General features: G+C 70.9%; 15 protein-coding genes and 1 pseudogene. 13 read left to right on the plus strand and 3 right to left on the minus strand.

Annotation, left to right across the window (positions count from 1 at the left end; genetic code table 11):
* Positions 1-14 precede the first annotated feature (14 nt).
* Complete coding sequence (locus ACWD0Y_RS17895) at positions 15-1610, plus strand: glycoside hydrolase family 53 protein (protein ID WP_450261292.1); 1596 nt, start codon at positions 15-17, stop codon at positions 1608-1610.
* A gap of 196 nt (positions 1611-1806) precedes the next feature.
* Here ACWD0Y_RS17895 and ACWD0Y_RS17900 read toward each other — a convergent pair whose 3' ends face one another.
* Positions 1807-2541 (minus strand): TioE family transcriptional regulator, encoded by a 735-nt coding sequence (locus ACWD0Y_RS17900; protein ID WP_450261293.1) that lies wholly within the window; start codon positions 2539-2541, stop codon positions 1807-1809.
* A 58-nt stretch (positions 2542-2599) separates the two neighbouring features.
* Here ACWD0Y_RS17900 and ACWD0Y_RS17905 point away from each other — a divergent pair, with 58 nt between their 5' ends.
* The 5 genes from ACWD0Y_RS17905 (at position 2600) to ACWD0Y_RS17925 (ending at position 10349) form a co-directional block, all read left to right on the plus strand.
* A complete protein-coding gene (locus ACWD0Y_RS17905) occupies positions 2600-3820 on the plus strand; it encodes an erythromycin esterase family protein (RefSeq protein WP_450261294.1) in 1221 nt (406 codons plus the stop codon).
* 373 nt (positions 3821-4193) lie between these two features.
* Complete coding sequence (rox, locus tag ACWD0Y_RS17910) at positions 4194-5660, plus strand: rifampin monooxygenase (protein WP_450261295.1); 1467 nt, start codon at positions 4194-4196, stop codon at positions 5658-5660.
* Between the two features lie 536 nt (positions 5661-6196).
* On the plus strand, positions 6197-6385 hold the full coding sequence (locus ACWD0Y_RS17915; protein WP_450261296.1) for a hypothetical protein: 189 nt from the start codon (positions 6197-6199) through the stop codon (positions 6383-6385).
* Between the two features lie 201 nt (positions 6386-6586).
* Entirely contained in the window at positions 6587-7714 is a 1128-nt protein-coding gene (locus tag ACWD0Y_RS17920; RefSeq protein ID WP_450261297.1) for a glycerophosphodiester phosphodiesterase, read from the plus strand.
* Positions 7715-8321: 607 nt separating this feature from the next.
* Positions 8322-10349 (plus strand): HelD family protein, encoded by a 2028-nt coding sequence (locus tag ACWD0Y_RS17925; RefSeq protein WP_450261298.1) that lies wholly within the window; start codon positions 8322-8324, stop codon positions 10347-10349.
* A 205-nt stretch (positions 10350-10554) separates the two neighbouring features.
* Here ACWD0Y_RS17925 and ACWD0Y_RS17930 read toward each other — a convergent pair.
* A pseudogene (locus ACWD0Y_RS17930) lies at positions 10555-10777 on the minus strand (Tn3 family transposase); the annotation flags it as partial.
* A 331-nt stretch (positions 10778-11108) separates the two neighbouring features.
* Entirely contained in the window at positions 11109-12098 is a 990-nt protein-coding gene (locus ACWD0Y_RS17935; RefSeq protein ID WP_450261314.1) for a LacI family DNA-binding transcriptional regulator, read from the minus strand.
* Between the two features lie 284 nt (positions 12099-12382).
* On the opposite strand from ACWD0Y_RS17935, the gene ACWD0Y_RS17940 reads away from it, so the two are divergent.
* From ACWD0Y_RS17940 to ACWD0Y_RS17970, 7 genes are all read left to right on the plus strand, one after another.
* Positions 12383-13309 (plus strand): carbohydrate ABC transporter permease, encoded by a 927-nt coding sequence (locus ACWD0Y_RS17940; protein WP_450261299.1) that lies wholly within the window; start codon positions 12383-12385, stop codon positions 13307-13309.
* A 3-nt stretch (positions 13310-13312) separates the two neighbouring features.
* Entirely contained in the window at positions 13313-14263 is a 951-nt protein-coding gene (locus tag ACWD0Y_RS17945) for a carbohydrate ABC transporter permease (protein WP_450261300.1), read from the plus strand.
* A 35-nt stretch (positions 14264-14298) separates the two neighbouring features.
* Positions 14299-15639: an ABC transporter substrate-binding protein gene (locus ACWD0Y_RS17950; protein ID WP_450261301.1), complete on the plus strand. Its 1341-nt coding sequence runs from the start codon at positions 14299-14301 to the stop codon at positions 15637-15639.
* A 10-nt stretch (positions 15640-15649) separates the two neighbouring features.
* The gene (locus tag ACWD0Y_RS17955; protein ID WP_450261302.1) at positions 15650-17692 is read left to right on the plus strand and encodes a beta-galactosidase; all 2043 of its coding nucleotides are present in this window, start codon (positions 15650-15652) and stop codon (positions 17690-17692) included.
* 29 nt (positions 17693-17721) lie between these two features.
* Positions 17722-19809: an RICIN domain-containing protein gene (locus ACWD0Y_RS17960; protein WP_450261303.1), complete on the plus strand. Its 2088-nt coding sequence runs from the start codon at positions 17722-17724 to the stop codon at positions 19807-19809.
* Between the two features lie 223 nt (positions 19810-20032).
* Positions 20033-20677 carry an RNA polymerase sigma factor gene (locus tag ACWD0Y_RS17965; RefSeq protein ID WP_450261304.1) on the plus strand — a complete coding sequence of 215 codons (645 nt, stop codon included), beginning with the start codon at positions 20033-20035 and terminating at the stop codon, positions 20675-20677.
* Positions 20678-20780: 103 nt separating this feature from the next.
* A complete protein-coding gene (locus ACWD0Y_RS17970) occupies positions 20781-21968 on the plus strand; it encodes a lycopene cyclase family protein (protein WP_450261315.1) in 1188 nt (395 codons plus the stop codon).
* The last annotated feature ends 40 nt before the right edge of the window (positions 21969-22008 follow it).

The raw sequence follows: 22008 nt of genomic DNA on the forward strand, positions 1-22008 counted from the left end.
CCGAAGGGACAACGGTGTTCCCACTCAGGCTCCACCCAAGACCTCGCACCACGCGCCGGACGGTACGAGCCCTGCTCCTGCCCCTGTTCGCCGGCCTGGCCCTGGCAGCCCTTCCCTCCACCACCGCGCAGGCCGCGGCCTCGCTCGGCAACGGAGGTTTCGAGGCCGGCTCCGCCCCCACACCCACCCCGGCAGGCTGGTCCACCTACTCCGCGGCGAACCAGCACGCCGCCTCCTACACCGAGGCCGGCGGCCGTTCCGGCGGTCACCGGCTCAGTCACTGGTCGTCCTCCGCCTACAAGGTGGAGACCTACCAGTACCTCTCCGGCATCGCCAACGGCCCCTGGACGCTCACCGCCTGGGTCCGCTCCAGCGGTGGCCAGAACTCCGCCCACCTCGCCCTGCGCAACTGCGGCTCGGCCGAGCAGCGCACCGCACTGCCCGTGTCCACCGGCTCGTGGGTGCGGATCGTCACGTCCGTCAGCGTGACCGGCAACCAGTGCACCATCAGCATCAACTCCGATGCCAGGGCGGGCAATTGGATCAACGTCGACGACATCACCTTCACTCCGGGGCGGACCGGCGTTCCCGCCAAGGGAGCGGACGTCTCCTCCCTCCCCAAGAGCGAAGCCCTCGGCGGGGTCTACCGCAGCTCCGGCGGCGCCGCCGGTGACGGGCTCGCGATCCTGAAGTCCCACGGCATGAACTACGCCCGGCTGAAGGTGTGGGTGAACCCCGCCGACGGCTGGAACAACAAGCCCCGCGTCCTCGCGATGGCCAAGCGCGTCAAGGCGCAGGGCATGAAACTGCTGGTCGACTTCCACTACTCGGACATCTGGGCCGACCCCGGGGCCCAGAGCAGGCCGGCGGCGTGGTCCGGTCACAGCTACGAGCAGCTCAAGGCGGACGTGCGCACCCATACGCACGACGTGATGAGCGCGCTCAAGGCCCAGGGCACGACGCCGGACATGGTGCAGGTCGGCAACGAGATCAACGGCGGGATGCTCTGGCCGGACGGTGCCACCTCCAACTGGCCGCAGCTCGCCGGGCTGCTCAACGCGGGCCATGACGCGGCCAAGGCGGTGTCACCCACGACGGCCGTCGCCCTGCACCTGGCCGAGGGCGGCGACTGGGACGGCATCCGGTGGTGGTTCGACAACGCCGTCGCACAGGGCGTGCGCTTCGACGTCATCGGGCTCTCCTTCTACGGCTACTGGCACGGCACCCTCGCGGAGCTCCAGACGACGCTGGACGGCAGCGCGGCACGCTTCGGCAAACCGGTGTTCGTCGCGGAGACCGCCTACCCGTTCCGCCTGGGAAGCAAGGACGCCCACACCGACATCATCGACCAGGAGAACGAGCTGATCCCCGGCTACCCGGCCACACCCGCCGGACAGGCCGCCTGGCTGGCGGACATCACCAGCGTGGTCGAGGCCGTCCCGAACGGCCGCGGCCTGGGCGTCTTCTACTGGGAAGCGCCATGGACCGCGGTGCCCGGCAACGGCTGGGACCCGACGGACCCGAAGTCCGGCAACGGCTGGGAGAACCAGGCGCTGTTCGGCTACGACGACCGCGCGCTGCCGGCCGTCGACTGGTTCAGGCACCGCTGAGCGCGACGCCCCGGTGACGCGGGCCCGGTACGGACCCGGTGGGGGTCCGTACCGGGCCCGCATCCGGGTCCGGGTCCGGGTCCGCGGAGCCCGGGGCGAAGGAATCCGGTCAGCCCGCCGCTCCCTCCAGGACGCACACCCCGTGGCCGCAGACGCCCGCACGCGGCCGTCCCGGCCCCGGCCGGCGCCCGAAGCCTCATCCGCGCTTGCGGAGATACGCCTCCAGCTCGGCGGCGCCGGCCAGCATCGCCCGCCCGCGGGCGGACAGCCGGCCGCGCCAGTCGCACAGTGCGGCCTCCAGCGGCTCCAGCCCGCCGGCCGCCCGCACCTGGGCGATCAGCGGGGCGATCTGCTCCAGCAGGTAGCCGCCCCGCCTGAGCTGGTGGGCCAGCCGGGCGTCCCGTACGTCGGCCTCGTCGTAGACGCGGTACCCGGTCAGCGGGTCGCGGCGCGGGCGCACCAGTCCGGCGCGCTCCCATGCGCGCAGCGTCGCGGGCCGGATGCCGAGCTTCTCGGCCAGCGGCCCGATGAACGTGCCGCCGGGCCCGGACACCGCCGCGTCGGGACCGGACGCCGTGGTGGGCGCCAGGTCGCGGAGGGCGTTCTCCACGGCCTGGAGTGTCCGCCGGTCGTCGAGGAGCTGGGCATGGCTCTCGTCGACGAGACGGAACGCCTCGTCGACCGCGCCCTCGTTCACCGCCCGCATGATCGACGCCGCCGTCCGGTGGCCGTGGCCGGGCACCAGGGCGAGGAACGCGCCCAGGGCCCGCGCGTGCAGCGGGGTGTAGGTGCGGTAACCGTGGGGCGTGCGGCCGGCGGCCGGAAGGATGCCGGCCTCCTCGTAGTTCCTGACCGCCTGCGTGGACAGACCGTGCCCGCGCGCCAGGTCAACCGGCCTGAGCCGCTCACCGTTTTGAAGGTCTCGTCCCATGGTCCTGTCGTTATCGCGGAAAAGTTTCAACCGAGGGTTCAACGATACCGTTGAAGGCATGGCTACTGACATCAAGGACACCGTCCGTGCCGTCGAGGCCGCCGCCGTCATGGGGCTGCTGCCGGCCCGGCCCCGGCTGCTCGCCCTGGGCCAGCCCACCCACGGCGAGGACACTCTGCTCGACCTGCGCAACGAACTCTTCCGGCAACTCGTCGAGCAGGAGGGCTACCGGACGATCGCGATCGAGAGCGACTGCATGAGGGGCCTGGTCGTGGACGACCACGTCACCTCGGGCACGGGCACCCTCGACGAGGTCATGGAGCACGGATTCAGCCACGGCTGGGGCAGCTCCGCGGCCAACCGCGAACTCGTGCGCTGGATGCGCGCCCACAACGACGGCCGGCCCGCGTCCGAGCGGCTCCGCTTCGCCGGTTTCGACGGCCCGCTGGAGATCACCGGCGCCGCGAGCCCCCGGCAGGCCCTCATCGCGCTCCACGGCTGCCTCGCGGCACGGGTGGACGCGGACCTGCTCCCCTGCACCGCGGAAACGCTCGACCGCCTGCTCGGCGCCGACGACCGGTGGACCGATCCCGCCGCGATGACGGACCCGTCCCGGTCCGTGGGGCAGTCGGCCGAGGCCAGGGAGCTGCGGCTGCTCGCCGACGATCTGGTGGCGCTGCTCGACGCGCAGGCGCCGCACCTGGCCACGGTGTCCTCGCGGGACGACTGGGACCGGGCGCGCCTGTACGGGCGCACCGCCACCGGCCTGCTGCGCTACCACTCCTGGATGGCCGACGCCTCACCGGCCCGCATGACCCGGTTGTGCGCGCTGCGGGATCTGATGATGGCCCGCAACCTCCTCGCCCTCGCCGAACGGGGCCCGGTACTCGTCCACGCCCACAACTCCCATCTCCAGCGGGAGAAGAGCACGATGCAGATGTGGCAGGGGCCGGTGGAGTGGTGGAGCGCCGGTGCGCTGGTGAGCGCCCGGCTCGGCGAGGGGTACGCCTTCGTGGCCACGGCCCTCGGCACGATCCGGCACCAGGGAGTGGACACGCCGCCGCCGGACACCGTCGAAGGACTCCTGTACGCGCTCCCGGAGGACCGCTGCGTCATCGACGCCCGGCGGCTGGCCACCGCCCTCGGCGACTCGCGGCCCGCGCCCCGCGTGTCCCCCTGGTTCGGCTACTCCCCGTTCGACCCGGCCCACCTGGCGGACAGCGACGGAATCGTGTTCGTCAAGGACGTCCCGCAGAGCCAGTGCCCGGCGACGGCTTGAAGTACCGCTTCACGCTTTCCGGCCCGCGATGCCTGCGATACCTCGGTCCGGCCATGAGCATCAGCGGGCGGCAAAAGGAAAAGGCAAGGAGGTCGTCCGCTCCTTGCCACTCTCAACATATAGCGCACCGGGGGGCTTGCGGCAAGGCCCAGGTGGTGCCGCAGAATTGCCGGCCAAGGCCAGAGGCTGCGGAAAGGGCAGGTTCACGCAGTGCGTGTGCTGTTGCCGGCGTACGGGCAGCGCGGGAACACCGAACCGCCGGTGGGACTCGCCGTGCGGTCGCGGGTGCCCGGCGCGGAGGTGTGGGTGTGCGCGCCGCCGGACCGTGCGGAGCCGCTGGCCGAAATTCCCTCTCGTCGAACGGGCGTTCCGAATGATTGACGTGATCGTGGCCGGCGGCGGGCCGACCGGTCTGATGCTGGCCTGCGAGTTGCGGCTGCACGGCGTGCACGTGGTCGTGCTGGAGAAGCTGACCGAGCCGACCGCGCAGTCCCGTGGGCAGGGCCTGCACGCGCGCAGCGTCGAGATGATGGACCAGCGCGGTCTGCTGGACCGGTTCCTCGCGGTCAGTGAGAAGTTCCAGGTCGGCGGTCTCTTCGGCGGAATCGCCAAGCCGTGGCCGGACCGGCTGGACACGGCCCATCCGTACGGCCTCGCCACCCCGCAGCCGGTCACCGAGCGGCTGCTCAACGAGCGCGCCCTCGAACTCGGTGCCGAGATCCGGCGCGGCTGCGAAGTGGTCGGGCTGAGCCAGGACGAGGACGGGGTGACCGTAGAGCTGGCGTACAGGGATCCCTCCGCCCGTGGGGGCGCAGCCGGCGGGGGAGACACGCGCCTGCGCGCGCGCTACCTCGCCGGGTGCGACGGCGGCCGCAGCACGGTGCGCAAACTGCTCGGCATCGGCTTCCCCGGCGAGCCCGCCAAGGTCGAGACGCTGCTGGGCGAGATGGCGGTGACCGAGGATCCGGCGACGGTCGCCGCCGTCGTCGAGGAGGTCCGCACGACGCAACTGCGGTTCGGCGCCATCCCTCTCGGGGACGAGGTGTACCGGCTCGTCGTGCCCGCCGAAGGGGTGTCCGAGGACCGTGCGACCGCGCCGACCCTGGAGGAGTTCAAGCAGCAGCTGCGGGCCTTCGCGGGCACCGACTTCGGCGCGCACTCGCCGCGCTGGCTCTCCCGGTTCGGCGACGCCACCCGGCAGGCCGAGCGCTACCGGGCGGGCCGGGTGCTGCTGGCCGGCGACGCGGCGCACATCCACCCGCCGACCGGCGGACAGGGGCTCAACCTCGGTGTGCAGGACGCGTTCAACCTCGGCTGGAAGCTGGCCGCCGCGGTCGACGGCTGGGCGCCTGATGGGCTGCTGGACAGCTACCACGACGAACGGCACCCGGTGGGCGCCCGCGTGCTGGACAACACCCGCGCGCAGATCACGCTGCTGGGGACCGATCCGGGTGCGACCGCGCTGCGGGAGCTGTTCTCGAAGCTGATGGACTTCGAGGAGGTGAACCGGTACGTGACCGGGATGATCACCGCGGTCGGGGTCCACTACGACTTCGGCGAGGGCCACGAACTGCTCGGCCGGCGGCTGCGGGACGTGAAGCTGAGGCAGGGGCGCCTCTACGAGCTGATGCACGGCGGCCGCGGGCTGCTGCTCGACCGGGCCGGCCGGCTGTCGGTGGAGGGCTGGGCGGACCGGGTCGACCACGTCGTCGACGTCAGCGAGGAACTGGACGTGCCCGCGGTGCTGTTGCGGCCGGACGGTCATGTGGCGTGGGTCGGTGAGGATCAGCAGGATCTGCTCAGCCGGCTGCCGAAGTGGTTCGGCGCCGCCGCCGGCTAAGCGGGCAGTCATGCCCGGAGCGGCGGGGCCCCGGCCGAGACGCCGGAGTGGCTGGTGGGGAACTGCGTGCGCACGGCCGAGGCCCCGGACCTGCCGCCGGGCGCCCGCCTCGCCGAACCGGAACCGGCGGTGGCCACGGCGCCGGTGGTGGCGGTTGTGCCGCTCCTGGCGCCGCACCGGCCCCCGACGAAATCGAAGACGATTCGTTGAGCCGAGGAAACGCCGAGCGATGTGGGAGCGGCCCCGGCGCCGCCCCACAGCCCCCGGTCGTCCCGGCGGGGAGGTGGTGGAAGCGGGGTGGACAGAGCTCCGCGCCCGTGCTCTCATGCTGCACGACACCAAGGTTTCCAACGTAGTACAACGACGGCACCGCACGCCGGAATCCCTCACCGGGCCGCCCATGGGCACCGCCGTGCGCGCCTGGGCGGACAGCCGCGACGCCGTGTCCGTCGGCCACGGTCCGCTCACCCGCTCCCTTCGGACCGCCGAAGGACCGGAAGCGGTTCGCGGGGAGCGAGGAGTGGCCCGGGTACGAGGTGCGCCCGGAACCGCTCTGGAACGCGGACCGGTTCAGCCGGGCGGCCTTCGCGCCGGTGTCCACCACCGCGCTGCGCCTTCAGGTGCGGTTGCGGTTGCGGCTGCGGCTGCGGCTGCGGCTCAAGGCAGCCCATGACGCCCTCGTCGAGGGCGCCTCCGAAGGCAGCCTGTCCTGCTCCGCCTCCTGACCCCCCACGGGTGACGGCGCCCCTCCCTCCTTCTCTCCAAGGGGCGGGAGGCGCTGTCGCGTGCCGCCGGCCGGCACCAGGGACAGTGCGCGATCGTCACCGGGCCGCCGCCGGAAAGACGCCCGGCAGCCGCCCTCCGGACCCCGCTCTCGCCGGAAGCTGTACGGCAACGAGTTTCCAGCCGCTCTCGAAAGGCACGGCATGGTGTTCCCTCCCCCGACCGCCCGTCCCGGGCGCTTTGCCCGGCGCCGGCTCGCGGCGGCCGCACTCGTCGGTCTCTCAGCCGTCGGAGCGGTGGCTCCGGCCGGTCCGGCGACGGCCGCCGACAACAGTCGGCAGGGCCGGCCTCACGCGTTCGACCTGCAGGCTCACCGCGGAGGACTCGGGCTCGTCGTCGAGAACACTCTCGCGTCGTTCTCGAACGCGCTCGAAACCGGGGTCAGTACGCTGGAACTCGACGTACAGATCACCAAGGACGGCAAGGCCGTCGTGACCCATGACCGGCGGATCGCCGCGGCCAAGTGCCGTGACACGGGCCCGGCGTACGCGGGGGACCCGCAGTACCCGTACGTCGGCAAGTACATCGCCGGTCTCACCTTCGCCCAGGTGCGGACACTGGACTGCGGGACGCGGACCCTTCCCCAGTACCCCGGTCAGCGTCCCAGCCCCGGCGCGAAGATGCCGCTGCTCTCCGAGGTCTTCGCCCTCGTCGAGCGGTACAGGGCCCGCAAGGTCACGATGAACGTCGAGACCAAGGTCGAGGCCGGCGCTCCGCACGAGACCGCGCCCCGCGAGCAGTTCGTCCGGGTCGTGGCGGACGAGGTGCGCAGGGCCGGTGTGCTCGGCCGGGTGACCGTCCAGAGCTTCGACTGGGGCGCGCTCATGCGGATGCGGCAGGTCGAGCCGCGGCTGCCGATCGTGGCCCTGACCAACGGACAGCAGTTCCTGCAGGCCGGCATGGAGGGCAGGTCGCCCTGGCTGGGCGGCCTGGACATCGACGACTTCGACGGCGACCTCGTCGCCGCGACGAAGTCGTTCGGCGCGGACGCCATCTCCCCGGTTCACGGCGACCCCCAGGGCGGCACGGTGAACGATCCCGGCTATGAGCCGTACGTGACCAGGGCCATGGTGGCCAGGGCGCACGCGGCCGGGATGAAGGTGGTCCCGTGGACGGTCAACGACACGGCCACCATGAACAAGCTGATCGACGACGGAGTGGACGGCATCATCACCGACTACCCCGACCGGCTGCGCACCGTGATGAGCGACCACGGGTTCAAGCTCCCGAAGGCATACCGCGCGCCCTCCCGGCCCGGCGCGGCCGCATAGCGGGCCCCCGGCCGGAAGGGGCGGCGGTGACGCGCAGGGTGCAGCCCCGGCCGCGTCGTACGGTGACGCCCTGGTCGAGTGCGGCGCGCTCGGCGGGCTCCGGTTCGGCGGCGGGATCCACGGTTCCGCGATCTCCCGCAGCCCGTCCGGAGCAATCCAACTCCACGTACCCCGCTCCAGGACCGACCCGACGAGCCGAATCCGCATAGGACACGGTCTCAACCCATTCTGTGCTCGTCTCCTCGGTCGGGTCGCCGGACGAAGCGACCAGATGCCCCCTGGCAGTGAGCTCGATGGCGCCGGTCGCCTCGCCGGATCTTCCCCCTTTTCCCGAACGCGGCAGAACATCGCCGGCATCCAAGGGCGGGCTCACCATAAGGCAGGCGGGCATCGGGAGCGCAATTAGCGATATACGGAACGGCGGAATGCATGGTACGCCGTACGGTCAGCCGTCATGGATTCAGTCGCAGGGCCATGGCTTACCAAGTAAGTCAAGACTTATCTTCAGGAAGCTTCGACCGTATGGTGTGGCTCGAATCGAAGGAGCCCCCTGTTGTCGAAAACGAATGATCCCGCTGTGCGTGCGGTTGAATCGGAGCGGGATTATGTGTCCTCCTTATACGAGTTGCTCACCGAGCGGATTTCCGAGGCGCGAGTACACCGAGCGAGTGTGCTGAAGGCCCCGGCGGAAAGCGCCGGTGAGGCATATGAGAGAGAAATCGCCGCCGAGCGTCTGGCCAAGGAAATCGGCCGGCTGGAGGGCGCCGAAAAGGGGCTGGTCTTCGGGCGCATCGACTGGACGGATGGCACGGCCCTGCGCATCGGGCGGATCGGACTGCATACGGAGGAGGACGATCTGCCCCTGCTCGTGGACTGGCGCGCGAACGCGGCGCGGCCCTTCTACGAGGCGACACCGGTCCACCCGATGGGCCTGCGGCGGCGCCGGCACCTGCGCCTCGAGGAGCGCACGGTCGTCTCGGTGAGCGACGAACTGCTGGACGGGACCGCCCCGACCGACGAGGACGTGGTGGGGGACGGCCCGTTGACCGAGGCTCTGTCGGCACGGCGTACGGGCAGGATGCACGCGGCCGTCGCGACGCTGCAGGCCGAGCAGGACGAGATCGTCCGCTCCGCCCACCGCGGGGTGACCGTGGTGCAGGGCGGGCCCGGCACCGGCAAGACGGTGGTCGCCCTGCACCGGGCGGCCTATGTCCTGTACGCGTTCCCGCGCGCCGCGGAGGAGGGCGTCCTGGTGGTGGGCCCGAACGCCCGCTTCCTCGACTACATCTCCCAGGTCCTTCCCTCGCTTGGAGAGAACGACGTCGTTCTGGCGACCTGCCGGGAACTGGCCGGAGTGTCGACGGACACGGTGGACCCGTTCGACACGGCGCGTCTCAAGGGCAGCTCCGACCTCGCCGACGCCTTGGCCGGCCTGCTGCGCGTCCACCAGGCCCCCGCCGGTGATTTCACCGTGCGGGTCGGACGGGAACTGGTCCACCTGTCCGGCGCGGAAGTCGCCACGGCACGCGACGCCGCCGTGGCAGCCGCACCGGGGCACAACCCCGCGCGCCAGGTGTTCAAGGAGCTCTTGGTCGACGCCGTCACCGACGCGGTGCAACGAGGCATGGGCGACCTCCTGGAGCAGATCGACGCCGATACCGAAAGGATGACGGGCATCGACCTCGACCGGTTCACGGGATTCGCCCAGCGCCGTGCCGAAGGCGCGGCCGATCCGGGTCCGGTCCACGAGCTGGACCTGGACGCCATCCGAGCCGATCTCCTCGACGACGCCGGCGTCGACCGAGCGGTCGAGGTGTTGTGGCCGCGGCTGGTACCCGGTGACCTCGTGAAGGCGCTCCTGACGAACGCCGGCGCTCTCGCCGAGCGCCTGCCCCGCCTGACCGCGCAGGAGCGGTCCCTTCTGCTGCGCGGTCGGGACGACCCGTGGACCGATGCCGATGTGCCGTTGCTGGACGAGGCGGCGGGCCTGGTCGACGGCCCTCCCGAGCGGACGTACGGGCACGTCGTCGTCGACGAGGCGCAGGAACTGACCGCCATGCAGTGGCGGATGATCGTCCGCCGCTGCCCGTCGAGGGGGATGACGCTGGTGGGTGACTTCGCCCAGGCAGGCCCGGTCGCGACAGCACGCGACTGGAAGGAAGCACTGAGCCCCCACGTCGGACCGCGGTTCACACTGCACAACCTGACCGTCAGCTACCGCACCACGCAGGAGATCCTGGAGAGCGTCCGGGACCTGCTCACGCGGATCGCTCCGGACCAGAAGCCCACACGGTCACTGCGAAGCGGTGAGAGCCCTCGCACCGTGACCGCACCTCCGGACGGGTCGGTCACCGCCGTCGTTCAGGAACTCCGCGCCCAGAGCACCGCGCATCCGGGCGAGCTTCTGGGAGTGATCTGCGCGGACACCAGGGTGGGCGAGCTGACGGCCCGAGGCATCGCTCACCACGCACGCATCGTGCCGGCGTCCGAAGCACGCGGCCTGGAATTCGACGGGGTCGTCGTCATGAACCCCGAGGAAATCATCACGGCCCGCCCCGGTGGGGAAAGGGACTTGTACGTAGCCCTGACCCGGGCCACCAAGCGTCTCTGCACCATCACCGTCCAGCCCGCCTGACGACCCGGCGCCCGCGTCGTCGCCGCGGGCGCATCCGGCGCGGTACAGACACCGGCCCGCGCGCACGGGGCCGCTCGCCGCCTCACCGCTCGTGGCCGCACCCGGCGTCACGCGGCCTGGTCCAGGCGGACGACGTTCAGGTCCCCTTCGCGCAGCAGGGTGGAGTCGACGTCGAGCTTCGGGTCGTACGCGTCGGGTTCGGTGCCCAGTTCCCGATCCTGGGCACGAGGCCGGAGCCCAGGAGGTGTGCCGGGGTAAAGACAGGCAGCGACTGGCCCGGGGTGTCCGCATGCACGGTGGCGGGCTCGGCCTCGGAGGCGTTCCTGAGCAGCCTCTCGATGATGTCCCTCGACGATGCAGACGGCCTCCCCTGCCCCGCACGGGACGAAGTGTGTGAACAGCGCGATGGAGAAGTGCCGGTTCGCCACGTACGACAGCTCGTGCCCGGACACCCCGGGGACGTGCTTGGCCGCCTCGTACGGGCCCATGTTGCCTCCTCCCGCGTCGGCGCGAAGAACAAGTGCAGCTCGTGCGCGGTGATCAGCCGCTTGAACCGCGGGTACGCGGTCCGCTCGATCGAGGTCTCAAGTCCCGCCCCAGGCCCAGAGGCCAGTCAGTACCAGCACCACCGGCCTCCGGCCGAATGGGTGACGGCCGGCACCGGTCGGACATCAGGATCACGTATTGGCGGCTTCTGGCCTCACCCCGGCGCTGCCCCGTACGCGGACGAGCGGCACCGGGGCGATGCCCGCCGGGCTGCTAGCGCGAAGGCGGCGGCGCGGTGCTGTCGCGCACCACGAGTCGCGTGGGGACGAGCGTGGTGCCGTGTTCTGTCGCGTCGTGACGCATCTGCCGCAGGACGCCCTCGACACAGCGTCGTCCCACTTCGGCGAAGTCCTGGTGAACGGTGGTCAGGGGAGGCAGGAAGGAGCCGGCCTCGGGGATGTCGTCGAAACCGATGACGCTGACGTCCTCCGGCACTTTCCGGCCCCGCTCGTGCAGGGCCCGCAGGAGTCCCAGTGCCATCTGGTCGTTGGCGGCGAACACCGCCGTGCAGTCCTCCCGGGAAGCGAGTTCCAGGCCGGCCCGGTAGCCGGACTCCGCCGACCAGTCGCCCCTCACCAGGGGCGGCGGGGTGCGGCCCGCCCCGGTGAGTTCGGCGCGCCAGGCGTCGGTGCGGCGCTGCGCCGCGTAGGACTCCTCGGGACCCGCGAGGTGCCAGACCGTGCGGTGGCCGAGGTCGAGCAGATGGCGCACGGCGGTGCGGGTTCCGCCCGCCTGGTCGGTGTCGACCACGGTGTACCGGTCGCCGGCGTCCGAGTCGGCCACGACGACCTGGACGTTCGGCGGCAGGGAGAGGGCCACCGCGTCGAGCAGGTGCACCTCCAGGATGACGATGACGGCGTCCACGGCCAGTTCCCCCAGCCGCGAGAACGCGCCGCGCACCTCGTCCTGCGTGGGGACGGCGACGGGCAGGAGCGTGACCGCGTAGCCCTCGTGCGCCGCGGAGAGGGCGATCGCCTCCAGGGTGCGTACGTTGCCCGTGGTGGAGAGGCCGAAGGTGATGACGCCGATGGTGCGGAACTCGCCGCTCTTGAGGGCCCGGGCGGCGCTGTTGGGCCGGTAGCCCAGCTCCTTCATGGCCGCCAGCACCTGCCGCCGGGTCTCCTCCGTCACGCCCGCGTACCCGTTGGAGACGCGGGAGACGGTCTGCGAGGAGACCCCGGCCAGGTGGGCGACGTCCGCCATGGACGCGCTCTGGCCGCGGCCGGCGGCCCGCTTCCCGGTGCGCGCTCTCACCCGCGGCCTGCCCGCCGAGGTGCTGTCCGCTGTCTCCACCCGTATCCCTCGCTGCCTGAACCGCGGTTTCCCGAACGACCCTTGACCACCGTCTTCGGGGCAGTGTAGACATGCCGCCATCGGATGTTTGCGCAAACATTACAGCCTTCGAGCCCTCTTGCGGAGCGTGATGTTTACGTAAACATCACGGCGGTGCACGACGCCGGTTCCGGGACGGACGAGCGAGGAACGACATGACGACGCTACAACCGCCGGTGGCCACGGGACGGCGCCCGGACCCGGCCCCGGTGAAACGGAGCCGCCGCTCCTGGACGGGATGGGGTTTCATCGGCCCCTTCGCGGCGGTCTTCGCCCTTGTCTTCCTGGCCCCCATCGGCTACTCGGTCTACCTCAGCCTCTTCCGTGACCGGCTGATCGGCGGCACCACCTTCGTCGGCCTGGACAACTACCGGCAGGCGCTGGCCGACGACCAGTTCTGGGCCTCGCTCGGCCGGGTCTCGGCGTTCCTCGCGGTGCAGGTCCCGGTCATGCTGCTCATCGCGCTGTTCGTGGCCCTCGCTCTGGACAGCGGACGCCTGTACGGCAAGGACTTCTTCCGGATCTCGGTCTTCCTGCCGTACGCCGTGCCCGCCGTGGTCGCCACCCTGATGTGGGGCTTCATGTACGGCACCCGGTTCGGCCTGGTGGGCGACATCAACGACGCTCTCGGTGTCTCGCTGCCCGACCCGCTCTCCACCGGCCTGGCCCTGGCGTCGATCGGCAACATCGTGACGTGGGAGTTCGTGGGCTACAACATGCTGATCTTCTACTCCGCGCTGCGGGTCGTCCCGCACTCGCTGTACGAGGCCGCGGAGATCGACGGGGCCGGACAGTTCCGCGTCGTCACGGCCATCAAGCTCCCCGCGATCCGCAGCGCCCTGGTCATCGCGACGATCTTCTCCATCATCGGCAGTTTCCAGCTGTTCAACGAGCCGGTCATTCTGCGCGACCTGGCACCCAACGCCATCACCACCGACTACACCCCGAACTTCTACACGTACGCGCTGTCCTTCGACGGCCAGCAGCACAACTACTCCGCGACGGTCGCCATCGTCATGGGCCTGATCACGATGGTGATCGCCTATGTCGTCCAGCTGCGCGGCATGCGCAAGGGAGCGTGAACGATGAGCAGCCCCGCCACCACCGCCTCCCTGCCCACCCGTCCGCCGGCCGGCACATCCGGCTCCGCGCCCCGCCTGCGCACACCCCGGGGAAAACGGCACTCTCCCGGGCGCCCCCGGCGCAGCGTGCTGCTGACCGTGCTCACCGGCCTGGTCGTGCTCTACGCCCTGGTGCCGCTGCTGTGGCTGGTCATCAGCGCCACCAAGACGCAGGAGGGACTGGCCGGTTCGTTCGGGCTCTGGTTCGACGGCGACTTCGCCCTCTGGGACAACATCGGCACGACGTTCACGTACAACGACGGCGTCTTCACCCGCTGGCTCCTGAACACCCTGATGTACGTCGGTCTCGGCGCGGGCGGGGCCACCTTCCTGGCGGTGCTGGGCGGTTACGCGCTGGCGAAGTTCGCCTTCCCCGGCAAACGCGCCGTCTTCGCCGTCGTCATCGGCGCCGTCGCCGTGCCGGGAACAGCCCTGGCCGTGCCCACTTTCCTGATGTTCAGCAAGATGGGGCTGACCGACACCCCGTGGGCGGTCGTCATCCCCTCACTGATCTCGCCCTTCGGCCTGTACCTGATGTGGGTCTTCGCCACCGAGGCCATCCCCACCGAACTGATGGAGGCCGCCCGCATCGACGGCGCGGGCGAGGTGCGCACCTTCTTCCAGGTCGGCCTGCCCCTGCTGGCGCCCGGGATGGTGACCGTGCTGCTGTTCACGATGGTCGCCACCTGGAACAACTACTTCCTGCCGCTGATCATGCTCAAGGACCCGGACTGGTATCCGCTGCCCCTGGGCCTGAACAGCTGGAACGCCCAGGCCACGACGGCCGGCGGCGAACCCGTCTTCCACCTGGTGATCACCGGCTCGCTGATCACCGTCCTGCCGCTGATCGCAGCGTTCCTGCTGCTCCAGAAGTACTGGCAGTCCGGCCTCGCCGCCGGAAGCGTCAAGGAATAGTCCGAATTCCGCCACGAAGAAGTGGAAGCGCCACCATGCCCATGAACACCCGCCGCCTGCTGCGCGGCATCGGCGTCGTCTGCGCCCTCAGCCTCGGGACGACCGCCTGCGGCGGCTCCGAGGAGGGCGGCCCGCACCAGAAGCAGGTCTCCGCCGAGAGCATACGGGCGGCCCTGAAGAAGGGCGGCACGCTCACGGTCTGGGCCTGGGAGCCCACGCTGAAGCAGGTCGTCGCCGACTTCGAGAAGAAGTACCCCGCCGTCGACGTCGAGGTCGCCAACGTGGGCACCAACAACGACGCGTACACCGCCCTGTCGAACGCCATCTCGGCGAAGAAGGGTGTCCCCGACGTCGCGCAGATCGAGTACTACGCACTGGGTCAGTACGCACTGACGAAGGGCCTCGACGACCTGGCCCCTTACGGCGCCGACAAGCTGGCCGGTACGTACTCGCCCGGTCCGTGGAACGCCGTCACGTCCGGCAAGGCCGTCCACGCCCTGCCGATGGACTCCGGGCCCATGGCCATGTTCTACAACAAGAAGGTCTTCGACAAGCACAAGGTCAAGGTGCCGGCCACCTGGGACGAGTACGTCGAGGCCGCCCGCGACCTGCAGAAGGCCGACCCCAAGGTCTACATCGCCAACGACACGGGCGACGCGGGCATGGCCACCAGCATGCTGTGGCAGGCCGGTTCACGCCCCTACACGGTCGACGGCACCAAGGTGAAGATCGACTTCTCCGACACCGGTGCCAGGAAGTACACCGAGACCTGGCAGAAGCTCCTCGACGAGAAGCTGCTCGCGCCCGTCACGGGCTGGACCGACGCGTGGTACAAGGGCCTGGGCGACGGCTCCATCGCGACCCTGACCACCGGCGCCTGGATGCCCGCGAACTTCACCACCGGTGTGAAGAACGCCTCCGGCGACTGGCGCGCCGCACCGCTGCCGCAGTGGACCGCGGGCGACAGGGCCAGCGCGGAGAACGGTGGCAGCGCCCTGGCCCTGCCCGCGCTGGGCAAGAACAAGGAACTCGCCTACGCCTTCACCGAGTTCGCGAACTCCGGAGAGGGCGTGCAGACCCGCATCAAGGGGGGCGCCTTCCCGGCGACCACCGCGGATCTCCAGTCGGACGCGTTCCAGAACGCCGAGTTCCCCTACTTCGGCGGGCAGAAGGCCAACAAGATCTTCGCCGAGTCGGCCGCGAACGTCGCCGACGACTGGTCGTACCTGCCCTACCAGGTCTACGCGAACTCGATCTTCAACAACACCGTCGGCAAGGCCTACGTCTCCGGCACCACGCTCTCCCAGGGCCTGAAATCCTGGCGGGACGCCTCCGTCAAGTACGGGAACGAGCAGGGCTTCACCGTTGAGAAGTAAAGGGACCGCCATGATTTCCACCCTCCTGTCCCAGCTGAACGGGCCTGACGGTGACTCCGCCCCACGCCTCGCGTACGGCGCCGACTACAACCCCGAGCAGTGGCCGCGCGAGGTGTGGGAGGAGGACGTCCGGCTGATGCGCGAGGCCGGCGTCAACATCGTCTCCGTGGGGATCTTCTCCTGGGCCCGTATCCAGCCGGCCGAGGACGTGTGGGACTTCGCATGGCTCGACGAGGTCATGGATCTCCTGCACGCGGGCGGCATCGGGGTCGACCTGGCCACCGCCACCGCGACTCCGCCGCCCTGGCTCACCACGGCGCACCCGGAGATCCTCCCGGTGACCGCCTCCGGCGAGACGGTGTGGCCGGGGGCTCGGCAGCACTGGCGCCCCACCTCGCCGGTCTTCCGCAGGCACGCGCTGCGCCTGGTGCGGCGGATGGCGGAGCGGTACGCCGGCCATCCCGCCCTGGTGGCCTGGCACGTCTCCAACGAGCTGGGATGCCACAACGTCTACGACTACTCCGACGACGCCGCCACCGCCTTCCGGGACTGGCTGCGCGCCCGCTACACCACCGTGGACGCACTCAACCACGCCTGGGGAACCGCCTTCTGGTCCCAGCGCTACAGCGACTGGGACCAGGTCCTGCCGCCCCGGCTGGCCGCGTCCCACCCGAACCCCACGCAGCAGCTGGACTTCAAACGCTTCTCCTCCGACGCGCTGAAGGAGCATCTGCGCGCGGAACGGGACATCCTGCGCGAGATCACGCCGGGCGTGCCCGTCACCACGAACTTCATGGTGATGGGCGGCACCAAGGGCATGAACTACGCCGACTGGGCGGGCGAGATCGACTTCGTCTCCAACGACCACTACGTCCACCCCGGCCCCCAGGACCGGGACGAGCTCTCCTTCTCCGCCAACCTCACCAGCGCGATCGCCGGCGGACGCCCGTGGTTCCTCATGGAGCACTCCACCAGCGCCGTCAACTGGCAGCCCGTCAACCTGCCCAAGGGTCCGGGCGACCTCGTCCGCGACTCCCTGCTGCACGTCGCGCACGGCGCCGACGCCGTGTGCTTCTTCCAGTGGCGCCAGTCCGCGGCCGGCGCCGAGAAGTACCACTCGGCGATGGTGCCGCACGCCGGAGCCGACAGCGATCTCTTCCGCACGGTGACCGGCCTCGGGCGCACCCTCCAGGCGCTGGCACCGGTCGCGGGGACCGAGCGGGAGCCGGCGCGGGTGGGGATCGTGTTCGACTGGGAGTCGTGGTGGGCGAGCGAGCAGGACTCGCACCCCACCTCCCGCCTCGACTACCACCAGGAGGCCCTCGACTGGTACTCGGCGCTCCTCGCCCTCGGTATCCGGGCCGACGTCGTCACCACCAAGGACGACCTGGACCGGTACCAGCTGCTGATCACGCCCGTGCTGCACATGGTCCCCGCGCCCCTGGCCAAGGAGCTCACGCGGTACGCCGAGAACGGCGGCCACCTGGTCACCACGTACTTCTCCGGTGTGGTCGACGAGAACGACCACGTCTGGCTCGGCGGCTATCCGGGCGCTCTGCGCGACCTGCTCGGCATCCGCATCGAGGAGTTCGGCCCGCTGCCGGCCGAGGACGCCGTGGAGCTGGACGACGCGAGCACGGGCACGCTGTGGACCGACCGGATCACCGTCACCGATCCGGGGGTGGAGGTACTCGCCCACTACCGCACGGGGACGTACGCCGGCCGCCCCGCCGTCACCCGCCGCGCCGTGGGCCGGGGATCGGCCTCGTACGTCTCGACCCGGCTGGGAACGGACGGCCTCGCCGGCCTGCTGCCGCGGCTCCTGGCCACCGCCGGAGTGGAGAGCGAGCTGCCCGATGCCGCGCGGGGGCGCGTCGAGCAGACCGTACGCCGCAGCGCCGACAGCCGCTACCTGTTCCTGGTCAACCGGACCGACGAGCCGGTGCCGCTGCCCGGACTCACCGGGGAACTCCTGGTCGGCCGGACCCACACCCACGACGCCCTCGTCCTGGCGCCCAGGGAGGTCGTCGTACTGCGACAGCCCGCCCTCTGACACCCCGAACCACGAGTTGGGAGCACACGATGGCACGCCGCACCCGCACACGACGACTCCTGGGGGCCGTCGGCATCACCGCGCTGGCCACCGGGGCCGCCCTGGTCACCGTTCCTCAGCCGGACGCACAGGCCCGGACCGCAGCACCGGCCTCCGCGCCGGCCTCTTCCGTCACCGTCCGGCCCGACCCCTCCTACCGGCACGAGAGATTCCAGGGCTGGGGCACCAGCCTGGTCTGGTTCGCCAACGCCACCGGCGACTACCCCGAGGAGATACGCCAGAAGCTGGCCGGACTCCTCTTCGGCGACGACGGGCTCGCCCTGAACATCGCCCGCTACAACATCGGCGGCGGCAACGCCCCCGACGTCAAGGACTACCTCCGTGCCGGAGGAGCGGTCGAGGGCTGGTGGAAGGCCCCGGAGGGCACCACCCGCGAAGACACCGACTGGTGGAGCGCCGAGGACCCGGCCGACTGGAATCCGGAGGCGGACGCCGATCAGCGCTGGTGGGTGGACCGGATCAAGGACGACATCGACCACTGGGAGACGTTCAGCAACTCACCGCCCTGGTTCATGACCACCAGCGGCTACGTCTCCGGCGGCTTCGACGCCACCACCGACCAGCTCAAGACCGGATCCGTCGATGACTTCGCCGCCTACCTGGCGGGCGCGACCGAGCGGCTGGAGAAGGCGCACGGCATCGACGTCGACACCGTCGACCCGTTCAACGAACCCAACACGAACTACTGGAGCACCCGCCTGGGAGCCGACGGCCAACCGGTCGGCGGCCGCCAGGAAGGGGCCCACATCGGCCCCGGGCTCCAGCAGAAGGTGCTCCTCGCGCTGGCTCCGGCGCTGAAGCGGTCGACGACCGACGCGAAGATCTCCGCGATGGACGAGACCAACCCCACCCTCTTCGCGCAGAACTGGAACACCTACCCCCAGGAGGTGCGCGACCTCGTCGACCAGATGAACGTCCACACCTACGGCACCGGCGGCCGCACCTCCGTGCGCGACCTGGCCAAGGCGGCCGACAAGCCGCTGTGGATGAGCGAGGTCGAGGGCGACTGGGGCGACGGGCAGGACTTCGAGGACATGTCGCCCGGTCTCGGACTGGCCCAGCGCATGGTCGACGACCTCCGTGAACTGGAGCCCCGGGCCTGGGTGTTCTGGCAGCCCGTCGAGGACTACGACAACATGAAGCCCGGCGGGGAGTCGGCCGGGGGCGGCAACTGGGGCAGCATCCAGCTCCCGTTCAGCTGCACCGCGAAGGACACGCTCGCGACGTGCCCCATCCGTACCAACACCAAGTTCGACACCGCGCGCAACTTCACCCACTACATCAAGCCCGGTGACCGGCTGGTCAACGTCGACGACACCTCCAGTGCCGCCGCCGTCTCCGGGAAGGGCGACGCGGCGACGGTCGTCCACGTCAACAGCACCACCGGCGCCCGTACGGTCACGGTCGACCTGTCCAAGTTCGGCCACGTCTCCCGCAACGCCACCGTCACCCCCGTCGTGACCAGCGCCGAAGGCAAGCTCGAACGGCACCGGGCCGTCGCGGTCAGCGACCGGAAGGCCACCTTCACCGTGCCCGCCGAGTCGGTGACCTCCTTCGTCGTCAACGGTGTGTCCGGCGCCGCCAGGGACGCCGCCCTGTTGCAGAAGGGCCACACGTACCGGCTGACCGGCGTCCAGAGCGGCAAGGAACTCACCACCGCCGGCAACGGCACCGGCCTTGTCATCAGGGCCGCGGGCGCGGACACGGCCGACACCGGCCGGCAGTGGCAGCTGCGGCAGATCAGCGGTGACACCGGCAACCGGAAGCGGTACGTGTTCACCAACCCGGCGGAGGGAAAGCGCCTGGCCGCCCGCGACGGCGCCCCGGTGCTGGAGGCCGACAGCGGCCGCCGCGACGAGGCCGCCCAGTGGATCATGTCGACGACCGGCGACGGCACCTGGACCCTCGTCAACGCCGCCACCGGAAGAGTGCTCGAAGTCGGCGGCCAGGCCACGCACGACGGAGCCGCCGTCACGCTGTGGACGCCGAACTCCGGATCCCACCAGCGCTGGAAGGTGTCCGACGTAACGGACCGCACCGGTTCCCGGCCGGAGTAGCCACCCGGGCACGCACCCCGGCACACGCCGCTGTCTCCGCCGAGTGTCCACGGCGGAGACAGCGGCGTGTGCCCGTTCTCGCCCGTCCGGGCGGTGCGGCGCGACGGCGTCAGGGGAACCGACGCACTAACGACGCGAGTTGCGTCCCTTGGGACCGAGGACAACCCTCGGTGTGTCATCGCGCCCGAACGGCGCGGGCTCATCAAGGGACGAGGAGCCGGCCATGCCTCAGTTCGGCCCCGGGACCACCACGTGTTCCGCTGTGCTCACGCGAACGTCGCACGTCGTGCGGCCCGCCGAGGAGAGTCGTGACGACGAGCTGCTCGCCACCGGTTTCGTCGCGGGCGACGAGCGGTGCGTGGAAGCGGTGTACCGCTGCTGGGGATCGCTCGTGCACACCCTGGCCCGCCGGGCCCTCGGCGACGACCACGAAGCCGAAGACGTCACCCAGCAGGTCTTTCTCGCCGCCTGGCGCGGCCGCCACGGCTACCGCCCGGGGCAGGGCGGCCTGGCGGGCTGGCTGGTGGGCATCACGCGCCACAAGATCGCGGACGCTCTCGCCGCCCGGGCGCGCCGGGCGGAGCTTGTGGCGGCGGCTTCCACACGGTACGAGCGGTCTCCCGCGCCCGGCACCCGCGGCGGCGCGGACGAAGCGCTCGACCGTGTTCTCGTCACGCGGAAGCTGGAACGGCTCCCGTCGGCTCAGCGACGCGTGGTGGGCCTTGCTTTCTACGGCGACCTCACACAGACGCAGATCGCCGACCGCACGGGGCTGCCCCTGGGAACGGTGAAGAGCCACATCCGCCGGGCGCTGTGTTCCCTGCGCCGGTCCATGGAACCGGATCCGGGTACGACACGCGCCCGGTGAGTGCGTCCGCCGCCGGGTCCCCTGCGGAAACATCGGTATCCGATCGGTGGACGGCGCGGATCCGCGGACGCCCCGGGGAGGGAGACACGGTGTGGGAGATGCGGTGTGGGACACCGATGTCGTCGTGATCGGCGCCGGCGCGGCCGGTCTGTCGCTGGCGCACCGGCTGAGCGGAGCACCTTCTGCGCGGCGGCCGTTGTCGGTCGTCGTCGTGGACGCCCCCGCGGGCCCGCTCCGGCCGGCCCGGCGTACATGGTGCTTCTGGGAGGAGCCCGGCGGGGAGTACGACGACGTCCTGTCCGCCCGCTGGGACCGGCTGCGGGTGACGGGACCCGACGGGGCCCGGGTGCTGGGCGAACCGTCTCCGCTCCAGTACAAGATGCTCGCCTCGGAGAACTTCGAGCGGCTGATGTCCGAGCGCCTGCGCCGTGCCGGGCACCGCAGGTTCGAGGCCGTCGTCGAGACGGTCCAGGACGTTGCCGGCGGCGCCGAGGTGCGCGGGCGCGACGCGGCGGGCCGCGATGTACGGATCCGGGCGCGCTGGGCCTTCGATTCCCGTCCGCCCCGTGAGCCGTATCCGGCGCGCACCACCCTGCTCCAGCACTTCCGGGGCTGGTTCGTGAAGACCGGCCGTCCGGTGTTCGACCCCTCGGTCGCGGACCTCATGGACTTTCGCACACCGCAGCCCGGCCACGGCCTCTCCTTCGGCTACGTCCTGCCGTTCAGTGCCCACGAAGCGCTGGTGGAGTACACGGAGTTCTCCCGGCGGGTTCTCACCGAGGAGGCCTACGAACGCGCCCTGCGCCACTACACGAGGGACGTGCTCGGCCTCGGCGATCTGCGCGTCACCGCCACGGAGCAGGGGGTGATCCCCATGACCGACGCCGTTTTCCCCCGCAGGACGGGCCGGTGCGTCTTCCTCATCGGCGCGGCGGGAGGGGCGACCCGGCCCTCCACCGGCTACACCTTCTCCGCGACGCAGCGTCAGACGGGGGCCATCGCCGAGGCGCTGCTGGAGGGACGCACACCGCTCGTCCCCGCCCCCCACCCGGCCCGGTCCAGAGCGCTGGACTCCGTCATGCTGCGGGCGCTGGACACCGGGCGCGTGGACGGCGCTTCGTTCTTCACGCGCCTGTTCCGCGAAGTCCCGACGAAACGGCTGCTCCGTTTCCTCGACGGCCGCACCCCCTGGTGGGAGGACGTCCGTATCGGCCTGCACACGCCCGTGCGCCCCATGCTCCGTACCGTCCTCGAAGTCCCGCGTCTGCCCAGGCGCGCACCCGCCCCATGAACGGCCCACCCGGGCGAACCGCCTCCCCCACGAAGAGGAC

This window comes from Streptomyces altiplanensis, assembly GCF_053591575.1.